Source organism: Streptomyces sp. B1866 (assembly GCF_031932565.1).
Classification (GTDB): Bacteria; Actinomycetota; Actinomycetes; order Streptomycetales; family Streptomycetaceae; genus Streptomyces.
Genome location: NZ_JAVSCF010000144.1, coordinates 1 through 16,164 on the forward strand (window position 1 = coordinate 1; position 16,164 = coordinate 16,164).

The 16,164-nt window shown below is 74.4% G+C and carries 12 protein-coding genes; 7 read left to right on the top strand and 5 right to left on the bottom strand.

The features are described from left to right. The 6 genes from RKE29_RS18810 to rarD form a co-directional block, all read left to right on the top strand. A partial coding sequence (locus tag RKE29_RS18810) for a sensor histidine kinase (protein ID WP_369016044.1) occupies positions 1-406 on the top strand: 406 nt, incomplete at its 5' end. A gap of 341 nt (positions 407-747) precedes the next feature. Beyond that, the gene (locus RKE29_RS18815; protein WP_312006606.1) at positions 748-1,407 is read left to right on the top strand and encodes a response regulator transcription factor; all 660 of its coding nucleotides are present in this window, start codon (positions 748-750) and stop codon (positions 1,405-1,407) included. A gap of 353 nt (positions 1,408-1,760) precedes the next feature. Beyond that, a complete protein-coding gene (locus RKE29_RS18820) occupies positions 1,761-3,779 on the top strand; it encodes a 2-oxoacid:acceptor oxidoreductase subunit alpha (protein ID WP_312006596.1) in 2,019 nt (672 codons plus the stop codon). Positions 3,780-3,822: 43 nt separating this feature from the next. Continuing rightward, positions 3,823-4,893 (top strand): 2-oxoacid:ferredoxin oxidoreductase subunit beta, encoded by a 1,071-nt coding sequence (locus RKE29_RS18825; RefSeq protein WP_312006607.1) that lies wholly within the window; start codon positions 3,823-3,825, stop codon positions 4,891-4,893. A gap of 177 nt (positions 4,894-5,070) precedes the next feature. Beyond that, entirely contained in the window at positions 5,071-7,083 is a 2,013-nt protein-coding gene (locus RKE29_RS18830) for an APC family permease (protein WP_312006597.1), read from the top strand. Between the two features lie 182 nt (positions 7,084-7,265). After that, a complete protein-coding gene (gene rarD, locus RKE29_RS18835; RefSeq protein ID WP_312006598.1) occupies positions 7,266-8,252 on the top strand; it encodes an EamA family transporter RarD in 987 nt (328 codons plus the stop codon). 136 nt (positions 8,253-8,388) lie between these two features. On the opposite strand, the gene RKE29_RS18840 is transcribed toward rarD, so the two are convergent. From RKE29_RS18840 to RKE29_RS18860, 5 genes are all read right to left on the bottom strand, one after another. Then, positions 8,389-8,817 carry a glycosyl hydrolase gene (locus RKE29_RS18840; RefSeq protein WP_312006599.1) on the bottom strand — a complete coding sequence of 143 codons (429 nt, stop codon included), beginning with the start codon at positions 8,815-8,817 and terminating at the stop codon, positions 8,389-8,391. Positions 8,818-9,204: 387 nt separating this feature from the next. Next, a complete protein-coding gene (locus RKE29_RS18845) occupies positions 9,205-10,047 on the bottom strand; it encodes an ABC transporter permease (RefSeq protein ID WP_369016045.1) in 843 nt (280 codons plus the stop codon). A 534-nt stretch (positions 10,048-10,581) separates the two neighbouring features. After that, positions 10,582-11,610, bottom strand: coding sequence for an ABC transporter ATP-binding protein (locus RKE29_RS18850; protein WP_312006601.1), 1,029 nt, complete (start codon positions 11,608-11,610; stop codon positions 10,582-10,584). Between the two features lie 196 nt (positions 11,611-11,806). Next, complete coding sequence (locus tag RKE29_RS18855; protein WP_312006602.1) at positions 11,807-13,018, bottom strand: DUF2092 domain-containing protein; 1,212 nt, start codon at positions 13,016-13,018, stop codon at positions 11,807-11,809. A 383-nt stretch (positions 13,019-13,401) separates the two neighbouring features. Beyond that, positions 13,402-14,412: a polyprenyl synthetase family protein gene (locus tag RKE29_RS18860; protein ID WP_312006603.1), complete on the bottom strand. Its 1,011-nt coding sequence runs from the start codon at positions 14,410-14,412 to the stop codon at positions 13,402-13,404. Between the two features lie 398 nt (positions 14,413-14,810). On the opposite strand from RKE29_RS18860, the gene fahA reads away from it, so the two are divergent. Then, positions 14,811-16,088, top strand: a complete 1,278-nt coding sequence (gene fahA / locus RKE29_RS18865) for a fumarylacetoacetase (protein ID WP_312006604.1) — start codon at positions 14,811-14,813, stop codon at positions 16,086-16,088. Positions 16,089-16,164: the final 76 nt, after the last annotated feature.

Genomic DNA, 16,164 nt, shown 5'->3' on the forward strand with positions numbered 1-16,164 from the left:
CGACCTCGCCCGCGGCATCCACCCGGCGATCCTCACCGACCGCGGCCTGGGCCCGGCCCTGTCCGCCCTGTCGGCGCGCTGCACGGTCCCGGTGCGGGTGTCGGTGGACCTCGCCGAGCGGCCCGCGGCCGCCATTGAGGGCATCGCCTACTTCACCGTCTCCGAACTGCTCCAGAACGTCAGCAAGCACAGCGGCGCCCGCTCCGCCACCGTCGACGTCTGGCGCTCGGAGGACCGCCTGATGCTGTACGTGGCCGACGACGGGCGCGGCGGCGCCGACCTGGACGGCGGCAGCGGCCTCGCCGGGCTCGCCGAACGGCTGAGCGCGGTCGACGGGCTGCTGGTCGTGCGGTCCCCGGCGGACGGCGGAACGTCCGTCACGGCCGAGCTGCCCTGGCGCGGCTGACGGCGCCGGCGGACGGCGCGCGGCGGACGCGCACCCCGGCCCCGCGCCGCCGTACGCCCCCGCCCGTACGCTCCGGCCCGTACGCTCCGGCCCGTACGCCCCCGCCGTACGCCCCCGCCCGTACGAACCCGGCCCGTCCGCCCCTGCCGGTACGAACCCGGCCCGTACGCCGCCCCGGTTCGGCATGTCCCTGGCGAGGCTCCGCGACACTCGCACACCTGTCCTGCGATGCTGTTGCCGTCGTGACCGCCGACCGCCGGACCGCTGACCGGCGGCCCGGCGGTCCGGCGGAGGTCCGGGGGCATCAGGAAGGCGTGGGGCGGCGAATCGTGGAAGACAGGGTGCGGGTGGTCATCGCCGAGGACTCGGTGCTGCTCCGGGAGGGCCTGACCCGGCTGCTGACCGACCGGGGGCACGAGGTCGTCGCCGGGGTGGGCGACGCGGAGGCGCTGCTGGCGTCCGTCCGGGAGCTGGACGGCGCCGGGGCGCCGCCGGACGTGGTGGTGGCGGACGTGCGGATGCCGCCGACGCACACGGACGAGGGGGTCCGGGCGGCCGTGCGGCTGCGCCGGGACCATCCGGGCCTGGGCGTGCTGGTGCTGTCCCAGTACGTGGAGGAGCAGTACGCGACGGAGCTGCTGGCCGGGAGCACCCGCGGGGTGGGCTACCTGCTCAAGGACCGGGTCGCGGAGGTGCGCGAGTTCGTGGACGCCGTGGTGCGGGTGGCGCGCGGCGGCACGGCGCTGGACCCGGAGGTGGTCGCGCAGCTGCTCGGCCGCAGCCGCAAGCAGGACGTGCTGGCCAACCTCACGCCCCGGGAGCGGGAGGTGCTGGGCCTGATGGCCGAGGGCCGCACGAACTCGGCCATCGCCAAGCAGCTGGTGGTGAGCGACGGCGCGGTCGAGAAGCATGTGAGCAACATCTTCCTGAAACTGGGCCTGTCGCCGAGCGAGGGAGACCACCGGCGGGTGCTCGCGGTGCTGACGTATATCAATTCCTGAGCCGTTTCCCGGGCCGCCGTCGAGCCGGACGCGACCGGTCCGCAATGCGGTGTCCAGACTTCCGGTACCCGGGCTCGCACACGGCCCGCGTACGGCCCGTATGCCGCTCGGGTGGTACCAAAGTCCACGGCGAGTAGCACCAAGGTCCAATGGGCCGCGAGGAGGGCGTGGCGGAAAAACGCCATACCCAAGACCGGGTAAAGCGCGCCAAAGTCAGACATAAAAGAGCGGAATCCACTTGCCCATTCTGTGATCTCTCCCCGGGAGGCGGCCTTTACCGCCGTACGATGGTCGCGGGACAACCGGTCGGCACCGATGTCCAGGACGCCGCCTCACGAGGAGGTCCGAAGCCAGTGACCAGCCAGGCCAGCAGCCCGGCCGAGCAGGCCGAACCAGCCGAGCCAGCCGCTCCCGCGGAGCCGCCCGCCCCTCAGCCCCCCGCCGCCGCCGCGCGAGCACCGCGGGAACCCGGCGCGGGTACGGGCACCCGGGGGACGGCGGACCCCGGGGAGAACGGCAAGGAGGTCCGCCGCCTGGAGCGGGTGATCATCCGGTTCGCGGGCGATTCCGGTGACGGAATGCAGCTTACCGGTGACCGTTTCACCTCCGAGACCGCTGCACTCGGAAACGACCTGTCCACGCTGCCGAACTTCCCGGCCGAGATCCGCGCCCCCGCCGGGACCCTGCCGGGCGTTTCGAGTTTCCAGCTGCATTTCGCCGACCACGACATCCTCACCCCCGGCGACGCGCCCGACGTGCTGGTGGCGATGAACCCGGCCGCCCTGAAGGCGAACCTCGGGGACGTCCCCCCGGGCGGCGAGATCATCGTCAACACCGACGAGTTCACCAAGCGGCCGATGGCCAAGGTGGGCTACGCCGGGAATCCGCTGGAGGACGGCACGCTGGACGGCTACCGCGTCCACCCGGTGCCGCTGACCACGCTGACCGTCGAGGCGCTGAAGGACTTCGGCCTGACCCGCAAGGAGGCCGAGCGCAGCAAGAACATGTTCGCGCTCGGCCTGCTGTCGTGGATGTACCACCGGCCGACCGAGAGCACCGAGTCCTACCTGCGCCGCAAGTTCGCCAAGCGGCCGCAGCTCGCCGAGGCGAACGTCGCCGCCTTCCGCGCCGGGTGGAACTTCGGCGAGACCACCGAGGACTTCGCCGTCTCCTACGAGGTCGCCCCGGCCACCACCGCGTTCCCCCCGGGCACGTACCGCAACATCTCCGGCAACCTGGCGCTGGCCTACGGGCTGATCGCGGCGTCCCGGCAGTCGGGCCTGCCGCTGTTCCTCGGCTCGTACCCGATCACGCCCGCCTCGGACGTGCTGCACGAGCTGAGCCGCCACAAGAACTTCGGCGTGCGCACCTTCCAGGCCGAGGACGAGATCGCCGGCATCGGCGCGGCCCTGGGCGCCGCCTTCGGCGGGTCGCTGGCCGTGACCACGACCTCCGGGCCCGGCGTGGCGCTGAAGTCGGAGACCATCGGCCTCGCGGTGTCGCTGGAGCTGCCGCTGCTGATCGTGGACATCCAGCGCGGCGGCCCGTCCACCGGCCTGCCCACCAAGACCGAGCAGGCCGACCTGCTCCAGGCGATGTACGGGCGCAACGGCGAGGCGCCGGTGCCGATCGTCGCGCCGCGCACGCCCGCCGACTGCTTCGACGCCGCGCTGGAGGCCGCGCGCATCGCGCTGACCTACCGCACGCCCGTCTTCCTGCTCTCGGACGGCTACCTGGCCAACGGCTCCGAGCCGTGGCGCGTCCCCGACCTGTCGGAGCTGCCGGACCTGCGGGTGCCGTTCGCCGACGGCCCGAACCACACGCTGGACGACGGCACCGAGGTGTTCTGGCCGTACAAGCGCGACCCGCGGACGCTGGCCCGCCCGTGGGCGGTGCCGGGCACGCCGGGCCTGGAGCACCGCATCGGCGGTATCGAGAAGCAGGACGGCAGCGGGAACATCTCCTACGACCCGGCCAACCACGAGCTGATGGTCCGCACCCGGCAGGCCAAGGTCGACGGTGTGCGGGTGCCCGCCCTGACCGTCGACGACCCGTCCGGCCAGGCCACCGCGCTGGTGCTGGGCTGGGGGTCGACGTACGGGCCGATCACCGCCGCCGTGCGCCGCCACCGGGCCGCGGGCGGGCGGATCGCCCAGGCCCACCTGCGGCACCTCAACCCCTTCCCCGCCAACCTCGGGGAGATCCTGCGCCGCTACGAGCGGGTGGTGGTGCCGGAGATGAACCTCGGCCAGCTCACCACCCTGCTGCGCGCCGCCTACCTGGTCGACGTCCGCGCGATCACCCAGGTCACGGGCCTGCCGTTCAAGGCCCAGGACCTGGCGCACGCCCTTAAGGAGACCATCGATGCCTGACACACTGCCCGGGCCCGGGACCCTGACCACCCGGCCGCTCGCCCTGTCCGAGGCGCGGTCCCTGACGCTGGTGCCGAAGACCGCCGCCCGGCAGACGGCGAAGGACTTCAAGTCCGACCAGGAGGTGCGCTGGTGCCCCGGCTGCGGGGACTACGCGATCCTCGCCGCCGTGCAGGGCTTCATGCCGGAGCTGGGCCTGGCGAAGGAGAACATCGTCTTCGTCTCCGGCATCGGCTGCTCCTCCCGCTTCCCGTACTACCTCGACACCTACGGGATGCACTCCATCCACGGCCGCGCCCCGGCCATCGCCACGGGCCTGGCCACCAGCCGCCGCGACCTGTCGGTGTGGGTGGTCACCGGCGACGGCGACGCGCTGTCCATCGGCGGCAACCACCTGATCCACGCGCTGCGGCGGAACGTCAACCTCAAGATCCTGCTGTTCAACAACCGGATCTACGGGCTGACCAAGGGCCAGTACTCGCCCACCTCCGAGGTCGGCAAGATCACCAAGTCGACGCCGATGGGCTCGCTGGACGCGCCGTTCAACCCGGTGTCGCTGGCGATCGGCGCCGAGGCGTCGTTCGTGGCCCGTACGGTCGACTCCGACCGCAGGCACCTCACCGAGGTGCTGCGGCAGGCGGCCGCCCACCCGGGCACCGCGCTGGTGGAGATCTACCAGAACTGCAACATCTTCAACGACGGCGCGTTCGACGCCCTGAAGGACCAGCAGCGGGCCCAGGAGGCCGTCATCCGGCTGGAGCAGGGCAGGCCGATCCGGTTCGGCGCGCCCGGCCCGGACGGCCTCGGCCGCAAGGGCGTGGTCCGCGACCAGGCCACCGGCGACCTGGCCGTGGTCGAGGTGACCCCGGAGAACGCCGCGTCGGTGCTGGTGCACGACGCGCACGCCGCCTCGCCCACCACCGCCTTCGCCCTGTCCCGGCTGGCCGACCCGCACACCCTGCACCACACCCCGGTGGGCGTCTTCCGGGACGTGGAGCGGCCGGTGTACGACACGGACATGGCCGAGCAGCTGGACGCGGCGGTCGCCCGGCAGGGCGACGGCGACCTGGCGGCGCTGCTGGCGGGCAACGACACGTGGACGGTGGTCGGCTGACCGGTCGGCCGACCGGCCGGGCGGGCCGGGCGGCCGGCTCGCACGGCTGAGCGGGCGTACGGGCGAGGCGGCCCGTACGCCCGCCGGTGCGTACGGGCATACGTACCAGCGGGTGCGGCGGCGGCCCGCCCGGGGCGTCGTCTGACCGCCCGGCCCGGTTAGCGGTCTGATATGGCCATGCCCGACGACAGACCGTCCCCCGGCTCCGCGCCGCCGCCCCGCGCGGCGCCGTCCCCCGAACCGCCCGACCGCCTGGCCTACCGGGTCAAACGGCTGCTGCTCGGACCTCCGCTGGTCACCGAGCACATCAGACACGAGAAGCTGAGCAACCCGTCCGCTCTCGGGGTGCTCGCCTCCGACTGCATCTCCTCCACCGCGTACGGCAGCGAGGAGATGCTGCGCGTGCTGGTGCCGGTCGTCGGCACGGCCGCCTTCACCCTGCTGCTGCCGGTCACCGGCGCCATCCTGCTCGTCCTGGTCCTGGTCACGATCTGCTACAGCGACGTCGTCACCCGCTACACGCGCGCGGGCGGGTCGTACGTCGTCGCCCGGGAGAACTTCGGGCCGACCGTCGCGCAGATCGCCGCCGTCGCGCTGCTGGTGGACTACATCGTCACCGTCGCCGTGCAGGTCTCGGCGGGCACCGCCGCCGTCGTCTCCTTCGTGCACCTGCTCGGCGGCGGCTCCGGCGTGGACCACCTCCAGCTGCCGGTCAGCGCGGGCGTGATCATGGTCCTCGCGTACGGCAACCTGCGTGGGCTGCGCGAGGCGGGCCGGGTGTTCGCCGTGCCCGCGTACCTGTTCATGCTGGCCATGGCCGCCATGCTGGTGACCGGCCTGGCGCGCGGGATCGCCGGAGACCTGCCGCGCGCCGACGTGCACGCGTCGGGAGCGCTGCCGCTGGGCGAGCAGGGCGGCGGGTGGCTGTACGGCGCGTCGCTGTTCATCGTGCTGCGGTCCTTCGCCAACGGCGGCTCCTCGCTGACCGGCCTGGAGGCCATCTCCAACAGCGTCTCCGCCTTCCGCGAGCCGCAGGGCCGCAACGCCCGCCGCACGCTCGTCGCGATGAGCTGCGTGCTGGGCACGCTGGTGCTCGGCGTGTCGGCGCTGGCCCACTTCACGCACGCGATTCCGTACACCGACGGCACGCCGACCGTGCTGGCGCAGGAGGCGCACCTGGCCTTCGGCGGCGGCTGGCCGGGCACGGCGGGCCTGGCGTTCGTGCAGCTGGCCACCGCGCTGATCCTCTACACGGGCGCGAACACGCCGTTCACCGGCTTCCCCTTCCTGGCGAGCTTCGTGGCCGAGGACCGGTTCCTGCCCCGGCGGCTCACCCGGCGCGGCCACCGGCTCGCCTTCTCCAACGGCATCCTGTCGCTGGCCGTCGTCGCGCTCGCGCTGCTGGTGGTCACGGACGCGAACGTGGACCGGCTGGTGGCGCTGTACGCGATCGGCGTGTTCACCGCCTTCACCATGGCCGGATCCGGGCTCACCGCCTACCACCTGCGCCGCCGCGAGCCCGGCCGCACCTGGAAGATCGGCGTGAACGCGGCGACCGCGGCCGTCTCCGCGGCCGTCGTGGTGATCTTCGCGGTCACGAAGTTCACCGAGGGCGCCTGGCTGGTCGTGGTGATCTTCCCGCTCGGCGTGTGGGCGCTCACCCGCATCAACCACGAGTACCGCGCCGAGGCGGCCGCCCTGGAGGCCGCGCCCGCGCCCGGCGACGACCGGCCGCGCTGGCGGCGGCACCTGGTGTACGTGCTGGCGGAGAGCGTCGACCTGGCGACGTTCAAGGCGCTGCGGTACGCGCACGAGCTGCGGCCCGACGAGGTGCGGGCCGTGCACTTCATGATCGACGAGGCGCACGCGCGGCGGCTGATGGCCCGCTGGGAGCGGCTCGCGGGGATCACCGTGCCGCTGGAGGTCGTGGAGTGCCCGGACCGCAGGCTGCGCCGCGCCGTGATACGGCTCGCGGCCCGCACCACGGCCGACGGCGAGACCGCGCTGACGCTGCTGGTGCCGCGGCGCACGTACCGCTCGCCGCTGGGCAGGCTGCTGCACCGGGGCACGGCCGAGACCATGGCCAGGACGCTGGAGCACCTGCCGGAGGTGGCGGTGACGATCCTGCCGTTCGACGTGACGCGCGCGGTGCGGGCCGTACGGTCCGGGCGGCGGCCGGGGCCGGACTGAGACCGAAGCCGGACTGAGGCCGAAGCCGGACTGAGGCCGAAGCCGGACTGAGGCCGAAGCCGGACTGAGGCCGAAGCCTCCCGGGCGCGTCGCGGTCATGACCATGCGGTGATACGCACATGACAAGCGGCCCGGCCGGGGTTACCGTCGACAGCATCCGCCCCGCGCCCCCGGAGGACCGTGTGAAGCCGCATCCAGATCAGCACCGCGCCGGTCTCGCCTACGGTTTCGCCGCCTACGGCGCCTGGGGCCTGGTGCCCCTGTTCTGGCCGCTGCTGGAACCGTCGAGCGCCGTGGAGATCCTGGCCCACCGCATGGTGTGGTCCCTCGCCGCCGTCGCCACCGCGCTGCTGGTGCTGCGCCGCTGGTCCTGGGTGCGGCCGCTGCTGCGCGACCCGCGGCGGCTGGGGCTCGTCACGCTGGCCGCGACGGTCATCTCCGTGAACTGGGGCCTGTACATCTGGAGCGTCAACAACGGCCACGTGGTCGAGACGGCCCTGGGCTACTTCATCAACCCGCTGGTCAGCATCGGCCTCGGCGTCCTGGTCCTGCGCGAGCGGCTGCGGCCCGCGCAGTGGACGGCGGTCGGGGTCGGCGCCGCGGCCGTGGCGGTGCTGGCCGTCGGCTACGGCAAGCTGCCGTGGATCGCCCTCACCCTGGCCGTCACCTTCGCCGTCTACGGCCTGGTCAAGAAGTACATCGGCCTGGACGGGCTGGAGTCGCTGGCCGCCGAGACCGCCGTGCAGTTCCTGCCCGCGCTCGGCTTCCTGCTGGTGCTCGGAGTGCGCGGCGACAGCACGTTCGCCGCCGAGGGCGCCGGGCACGCGGCCCTGCTGGCCTGCTGCGGGCTGATCACCGCGCTGCCCCTGATCTGCTTCGGCGCGGCGGCGGTGCGGCTGCCGCTGACGACGGTCGGGCTGTTGCAGTACCTGGCGCCGACCTTCCAGTTCGTGCTCGGGCTCGCCGTCTTCCACGAGTCCATGCCCCCCGAGCGCTGGGCGGGCTTCGGGCTCGTATGGCTCGCGCTCGCCCTGCTGACCTGGGACGCGCTGCGCACGGCCCACCGGGCCCGTACGGACCTGGCGGCGGCGGCCGCGCGGGCGGCGCGGGCCGGGGCCGATGCGCGCGGGCCGGAACCGCTGCCTGAGCCGGACGCGGCCCGGCCCTGAACACCGCCCGGGCCCGGGTGCTCACGCCCGGCGTGACGGGCGGCCGGTCGGCCCGTCCCGCGCCCGGCGCCTGGTGCCGTGGCGGCGCGGGCCGGACCTGTCCGCCCATCACATCAGCCGGGTACTCCCGCGGGGCTCAGAACCAGCGGGTGCACTTGACGTGGCTGGTGGTGTCGTTCTTCGCGCAGGCACGCACGATGTAGCGGCCGCCGGCGTAGCGCGAGGCCGTGTGGGTGTCCGTGCCGTACTTCACCCTGGTCACGCTCAGGGTCTCCCAGCTCTGGCCGCCGTTGGAGGAGCGGTCCACCCAGACCAGGTCGTCCTTGTCCGCGTTGTAGATGCGGCCCCAGGCGCAGTCCGGCGACGGGCTGTGCCGCAGCTGGATGTTGATCGAGTCGACCTTCGCCGTCCGCACCGTGTGGGGGTTGCTGAAGTTGCAGGACGCCGCGGAACTCGCGGGAGCCGCGACCGCGCTCGTCGCGGCGATGGCGCCGCCCACGCCGGTGAGCAGGGTCGACGTCGCGAGCAGGACTGCGGCGCGGGCGCCGATGCGTGATATGGCCATGATTCCTCCATCAAGAATGGGACCGAGGCGCCGGGGCCGACCCGTCCGGAAAGCGAAAGGCCAGGGCCGTTCCGGGCGGTCGACGCCGCCGTCCCCCGTTGTCGAACCGGTTTCTGTGGAAGAACGCTATGAGAACGGGAGCCCAGGCGAATCCCGCGGCAGGTGCAATTCAGCGTCAACACCGGGAGTACGCCGGCTACCGCACCGGTTTACTCCGGCACGGAATCCGCCCGTCCCTCAGGATTTCCGCTGGACGCGGAGAAGAGGCGTGACCGGCGTGCCGACCTGGAATTGCCGAATCCGGTCGGGGACTGCTCCCGGCGGGGTCTCTCCGAAACGTCCTGGGCCGCTGTTCCTGCTCCGCTGGAGAAGAGGCCCGAACCGCGCTCAGGCCGTGATGTCCTTGGCCGTGAACCGCGCCCACGCCGCCGAGCCGAACACCGCCGCGTACAGCCCCTGGAGGCCGAGGTTCTTCAGCACGCCGTCCCAGGAGACCGGGTCGCGCAGCAGGTCGGCGAAGCTGAGCCAGTAGTGCGTGAACAGGTACGGGTGCACGGCGTGCAGCTGCGGAATCGTGTCGACGATCTGCACGGTCACCAGCAGGCCCACGCTCGCCGCCATCGCCGCGATGCCGCTGCCGGTCAGCGTGGAGATGAACACGCCGAGCGTGGCCACCCCGACGAGCGACAGCGCCACCACGCCCGCGACCGCCAGGGCCCGCACCAGGCCGTCGCCGAAGGAGATGCGGGTGCCGGAGATCAGCGTCACGTCGCCGAGCGGGAACAGCGCCGCGCCCGTCGCCAGCGCGGCCCCGGCCACCGCCAGGGTGGCGGCGGCGCAGAAGGCCACCACCGCGGTGAACTTGGCCAGCAGCAGGCGGGTGCGTCCGGCGGGCGCCACGAGCAGGTAGCGCAGCGTGCCCGCGCTCGCCTCGCCCGCGATGGAGTCCCCGGCCACGACGCTGATCGCCATCGGCAGGAAGATCGGCAGGGTCGCGGCCAGGGAGGCGAAGACCAGGAAGAGGCCGTTGTTCGTGATCTGGGTGAAGAACAGCGGGCTCTCGCCGTCGTTCCCACCGCCGCCGCCGAACGTGCCGCCGTCGCGCGTCTCGATCTTCACCGCGATGCCCACGAGCACCGGCACGGCCGCCAGCACGCCCAGCAGGGCCAGGGTCCGCCAGCGGCGGAAGGTCGTGACCAGCTCGCTGCGGAAGAGGGCCAGCGTCCACAGCGGGCTCGGCGGGCGGCCCGGGGCCGCCGACGCCGGGGCGGGGGCCGGGCCGGGCCGGTGCGGCGGCGGCCCGGGGGCGGTGCCCTCGCGGGCGGGCGGCGCCTCCTGGCCCCGGCGGCCGTCCGCGCCCGCCTCCTGCTCCGCGCGTACGTCCTGGGCCGCGCGTAGGTCCTGCTCCGCGCGTGGGTCCTGCTCCGCGTGTACGTCCTGGGCCGCGCGTAGGTCCTGCTCCGCGCGTGGGTCCTGCTCCGCGTGTACGTCCTGGGCCGCGTCGGCAGCGTCCGGCGTGGCCGCCTCCCGGTCCGGCGCGCCCTCCGGACCGGCCGCCTCGGCCCGTACCTCAGCCCGCGACATCGAAGCCCTCCCNGCTCCGCGCGTGGGTCCTGCTCCGCGTGTACGTCCTGGGCCGCGCGTAGGTCCTGCTCCGCGCGTGGGTCCTGCTCCGCGTGTACGTCCTGGGCCGCGTCGGCAGCGTCCGGCGTGGCCGCCTCCCGGTCCGGCGCGCCCTCCGGACCGGCCGCCTCGGCCCGTACCTCAGCCCGCGACATCGAAGCCCTCCCCCGTCAGCGCCACGAAGGCGTCCTCCAGCGATGCCCGCTCGGCGCCGAAGCCGCGCACCCGCACCCCGGCGCGCACCAGCGCGGCGTTCAGCTCCGCCAGGTCCAGCGGCGGCTCGCCGCGCCCGGTGGGCGCGGGAAGCTCCCCGGAGATCCGCTCGTCCGCGACGACCAGGTCTGTCACACCGTGCTCCTTGAGGACGCGGACCGCGTCGGACGTGTCCGGGCTGGTGACGGTCAGCCGGCCCCTGCTGCCCGCCGCCAGCGCGGCGACGGTGCCCTGGGCGATCAGGCGGCCCTGGGACATCACCGCGGCGTGCGTGCACACCTGCTCGATCTCGTCCAGGAGGTGCGAGGACAGGAAGACGGTGATGCCGTCGTCGGCCAGCTCGCGCACCAGCGTGCGGATCTCCCGCATGCCCTGCGGGTCGAGGCCGTTGGTCGGCTCGTCCAGGATCAGCAGCTCGCGCGGCTGGAGCAGGGCGGCGGCCAGGCCCAGGCGCTGCTTCATGCCGAGCGAGTACGCGCGGGCCTTCTTGTGCGCGGCCGCCGACAGGCCCACCCGGTCCAGGGCCGCCGCCACGCGCGTCGCACGGGTGCGCGGATCGGCGGTCGGGTCGGCGGCGTCGTACCGCAGCAGGTTGTCCCGGCCGTTGAGGAACCCGTACAGCGCCGGGCCCTCGATGAGCGCGCCGACCCTGGGCAGGACCGTGCGGGCGGCGCGCGGCATGGGCGCGCCCAGCAGCCGCGCGCCGCCCGAGGTGGGCTCGATGAGCCCCACGAGCATCCGGATCGTCGTCGTCTTGCCCGAGCCGTTGGGCCCGAGGAAGCCGAAGACGCTGCCGCGCGGCACGCTCAGGTCGAGCGCGTCGACCGCGACCTGGCCGCCGCGGTAGCGCTTGGTGAGCCCGCGGGTCTCGACCGCGGGCTCCGCCGTGGCCGCCGCCCCGGTCCGGGCCGGGGCGGCTGGTGCCGCGGGCGTGTGCTCGGCGGACCGCTCGTCCACAAGCTCCCCCTGTCGTCCGGTGTTCACGTCGCCCCGACGTGTCGCGCGGCGCGCTGCCCGGCACGCTCGGTGCCGTCCTTCCCTGGCGCGGTGCGCGCCGCGTCCGGGCGTGGCGCGCCGCCCGCGGCACGCGGCCACGGGCGGCGCCTGCCCCGCGCGGCGCGGCCCTACGCGCGCCCCGCCGGATCCGTCCGGTTCACTCCGCCGCGTCGGCGGCTTTCACCAGCGTGTTCCTGTCGACCGCGCCGACGAGGATCCGGCCGTCGTCGGTGAGCAGGACGTTGATCAGGCGGGTGCTCAGCACGGTGCCGGTGCCGAACTCGCCCTTGACCTTCCTGCCCAGCCCGTCGAGGAACTGACGGGCCGCCAGCGCGTCCTTGCCGGACAGCGGCGTGTCGGAGATGTGCAGCTCGGCGACCGACGCCCAGCCGTCGCCGACCACGTTGAGCCCGGACAGCAGGTCAGCGGCCCGCCCGCCGCCGGCCCGGGCCTTGGCCCGGTCGGCCTCGGTGACCTCGGCGCCCTTGGGCGGGGTGAAGGAGAAGACGCCCGCCTTGGGGGCCTTGAAGTCGACGGAGGTGAAGGCCGCGTCCACCGCCGCCTTGCCGCCGCCGCGGGGCTGGAGCGTGAACTTCAGCGGCACGCCGGTGTCCGCGTCCACCGCGATCCGCACCGAGCCGACCGTCGAACCGGCCTGGCGCGGCTGGATCAGGAGCTGGTAGGCGTCCCGGCCGGCGACCTTCGTGCTGCCGTCGACCTTCACGGCGGTGCTGCCGTTCACGGCGGCGAGCACCTTGCGGGCCAGCTCGCGCGGCGTGGCGTCGCCGAGACCCTGGAAGTCCTTCGGCCCGCCGCGGTGCCCGCGCCCGCCCGCCTTGTCGTCTGCCGTGGCGTGGTAGACCGAGTTGGTCGCGCTGTCGTACGCCCACACGTCGTCGCCGTTGTGGATGAGGCTGTACTCGGCGGCGTCCTCGATGATCGAGACCCGCTGCCTGGCGGCGCCGTCGGCGGCCACCCGCAGCGTGTGCGTACCGGCCGCGAGTTCGGCCAGCTTGGACTCCGGCGCGGCGGCGGAGGCGTCCCCGCCGTCCCGGGCGCCGCCGGTGAAGGAGCCGCCGATGGGCAGGGCCGGCAGTCCGAGGTCGGTGGTGATCCGCACCGTGCCGGACAGCTCCTCGGCGTCCGACCCGGCGACCTTGGCTATCAGCTCCTCGGCCGAGACCGCCGGCAGGTCGGGGTCGTCGTCGGAGGAGCTGTCGGCGAGCGCCGGGACCAGCCCGATCGTCGCCGCCGCCACTCCGGCCACGGCGAGGGGCACCGCGTACCGGACGGCCTTGCGGCGCCGCTCCGGTCGCGACTCGTCCCAGTCACCACCGTCGGCGGGCTGTATCGGTCGGGTTCCTGCCATGGGTGCTCTACCTCCGTGGTCGGCGGTGGTCGTCGGCTCGCACGCGCCGGTACTCGTCGGTACTCGTCGTTCTTCGGGTCATTGTCACCCGATCGAGTCCTCTGTGTGCTGTCTTCATCCCACCAAATCCCCGGGTCGTCGCGCGTCAGCCCGCGGGATCAGGTGGCCGTACGCCTGCGGTAGGACATCGGCCCGCCCCGCGGCTGACGGCCGGCCGCCCCCCGCGGGCGCCGTCCCCTAGGGGGCGTCCCGGGAGCACCGCGGGCCTCACGGCCGTACGGGCCCCCGGCGGGCGGAAGTTTCACACGGGCCAGAAAGCCGGGATCACGGACCCCGGGACCGCCCGGCGGCCGGGGGTGCGGACCCGGGAGGCCGGGCGGGCGTCAGCCGACGCGGTGCACCGCCGCGTCGCACAGCGCCTCCAGTGCCGACCTCGTCCGCCCGGCGGGCAGCGGGGCCAGCATGGCGCGGGCCTCCGCCGCGTACCGCAGGGTCTCGCGGCGCGCCAGCTCCAGCGCCGGGTGGCAGCGCAGCCGTTGCAGCGCCTCGGTGTGCCGGCCGTGGTCGGTGAGGTCCCCGGCGAGCAGGTCGCACAGCTCGCGGTCCTCGGGCGCGCCGGTGGCGGCCGTACGGGCGCGCAGGTAGAGCACGGGCAGGGTGGCGACGCCCTCGCGCAGATCGGTGCCGGGCGTCTTGCCGGACTCCTCGCCGTCGCTGGTGATGTCCAGCACGTCGTCGGCGAGCTGGAAGGCGATGCCCAGCCGCTCGCCGTACTGGGTGAGCACGTTGACGACGCGCTCGTCGGCGCCGGCCATCAGGGCGCCGAGCCGGCCGGAGACGGCGATCAGCGAACCGGTCTTGCCCGCGAGCACGTCCAGGTAGTGCTGGACGGGGTCGCGGCCGCCGCGCGGCCCGGCCGTCTCCAGGATCTGGCCCGTCACCAGGCGCTCGAACGCGGCGGCCTGGACGCGCACCGCCTCCGGGCCGAGGTCGGCCAGGATCTGGGAGGCCCGGGAGAACAGGAAGTCGCCGGTCAGCACGGCCACCGAGTTGTCCCAGCGGTTGTTGGCGCTGGCCACGCCGCGCCGCACGTCCGCCTCGTCCATGACGTCGTCGTGGTACAGGGTGGCCAGGTGGGTCAGCTCCACGACGACGGCGGCGGGCACCACGCCGGGCGCGTGCGGATCGCCGAACTGGGACGCGAGCAGCACCAGCAGCGGACGGAACCGCTTGCCGCCCGCCCGCACCAGGTGCTGGGCGGCCTCGGTGATGAACGGCACGTCGCTCTTGGTGGCCGCCAGCAGGGCCTCTTCGACGGCTGCCAGCCCGGCGCGGGTGTCGGCGTCCAGAATCTGGTCCCGCACGGTCAGCCCAACGGGCCCGACGACGGTCACGAGAGGTACTCCTGTCTGCCTGAGATCACGCGGAATGTCGATGTGTCACTGTCTCCACTGTCTCTGTCTCCCATAAGGCAGCGTATCCGGTCGGGTATCCATCACTGTGGGCGCCTTCCCCCCTTGTGCGCCCGGCGCCGCTCCCGGCGCACGGCGCGGGCGCCCGGACCGGATCCCGCACCCCCTGGGAGGCCCCGGTGGCGCCACTCCCACCAGCGCCGATGCCCCGTCCGCCGGGCCGGTCGGCCACCGCCGCCCGGCCCGGCGGACATGTGTGGTCCGTCACATCACCCGTCGGTGGGGCCGGGCCTGCCGGACCGCGCCGGGGCCCGGCGGGCGCCGTACGATCCGCACAGCCCGTACCCACCGCGAGACGACGCGAAGGCGAGGCAGCCCGCATGGCGCCACACAGCCCGCTCGACCTGGCCGACGACGACCCCTTCGGCCCGCACCACCTGCCCTACGGCGTCTTCAGCGCCTTGGCGGAGCCCGGCGGCCCGGGGCGGCCCGGCGGCGCCGGGCGGCGGCGGATCGGCGTCCGGTACGGCGACCACGTGCTGGACCTGGGGGCCGCGGCCGAGGCCCTGGGCTCGCCGCACGCCGCGCTGCTGGCCGGGCCCACGCTGAACCCGCTGCTCGCCGCCGGACGGCCCGTGTGGCAGGCCGTACGAGCCCAGGCGCGCGCGTGGCTGACCGGACCGGAGCACCGGCGGGCCGTCGCGCCGCTGCTGCGCCCGCTGGCGGACGCCGCCTTGCACCTGCCCTTCGAGGTGGCCGACTACGTCGACTTCTACGCCAGCGAGCACCACGCCACCAACGTCAGCACGATCTTCCGCCCGAACGCCCCGGCGCTGCCGCCGCCGTGGAAGCACCTGCCGATCGGCTACCACGGCCGGGCGGGCACGGTCGTGGTCTCCGGCACCCCGGTGGTGCGCCCGCGCGGCCAGTACCGGGGCGGGGCGGCCGGGCCGGTGGCCGGGCCGACCCGGCGCCTGGACTTCGAGGCCGAGGTGGGCTTCGTCGTCGGCGCGCCGTCCTCGCACGGGCGGCCCGTCCCGCTCACCGCCCTCCGCGACCACGTCTTCGGCGTGTGCCTGCTCAACGACTGGTCCGCGCGGGACGTCCAGGCGTGGGAGTCCCAGCCGCTCGGGCCCTTCCTGGGCAAGTCCTTCGCGACGTCCGTCGCCGCGTGGGTCACCCCGCTGGACGCGCTGGACGCGGCCCGCACCGCACCGCCGCCGCGCGACACCCCGCCGCTGCCCTACCTGGACGACTCCGCGGCCGAACCCGGGGGACTCGACCTGGCGCTGGAGGTCGCCGTCAACGGCCACACGGTCTCCCGGCCGCCCTTCTCGTCCATGTACTGGACGGCGGCCCAGCAGCTGGCGCACCTGACCGCCAACGGCGCCTCGCTGCGCACGGGCGACCTGTTCGCCTCCGGCACGGTCAGCGGGCCGCGCCCCGAGGAGCGCGGCTGCCTGCTGGAACTCACCTGGGGCGGCCGGGAGCCGCTGCGCCTGCCCGGCGGCGAGCGGACGTTCCTGGAGGACGGCGACGAGGTGACACTGCGCGCCACGGCCCCCGGCCCGGACGGCACCCGGCTGTCCCTCGGCGAGGTGACCGGCCGGGTGCTCCCGGCCCTGCCCGAGGGCCCGGGCGCGGACGGAGCCGCCTGAGCGGCCCGCCGCGGCCGCGAAACCCGGTCGCCCGGCGGCGGCCGCCGCCGGGGAACACCGGCGGCCGCCGCGGCCG

Coding starts and splice junctions, on each gene's coding strand:
- RKE29_RS18830 (WP_312006597.1), top strand. CDS start 5,071: ATGCCCGACGACAGACCGTCCCCCGGCTCCGCGCCGCCGCCCCGCGCG.
- RKE29_RS18840 (WP_312006599.1), bottom strand. CDS start 8,817: ATGGCCATATCACGCATCGGCGCCCGCGCCGCAGTCCTGCTCGCGACG.
- RKE29_RS18855 (WP_312006602.1), bottom strand. CDS start 13,018: ATGGCAGGAACCCGACCGATACAGCCCGCCGACGGTGGTGACTGGGAC.
- fahA (WP_312006604.1), top strand. CDS start 14,811: ATGGCGCCACACAGCCCGCTCGACCTGGCCGACGACGACCCCTTCGGC.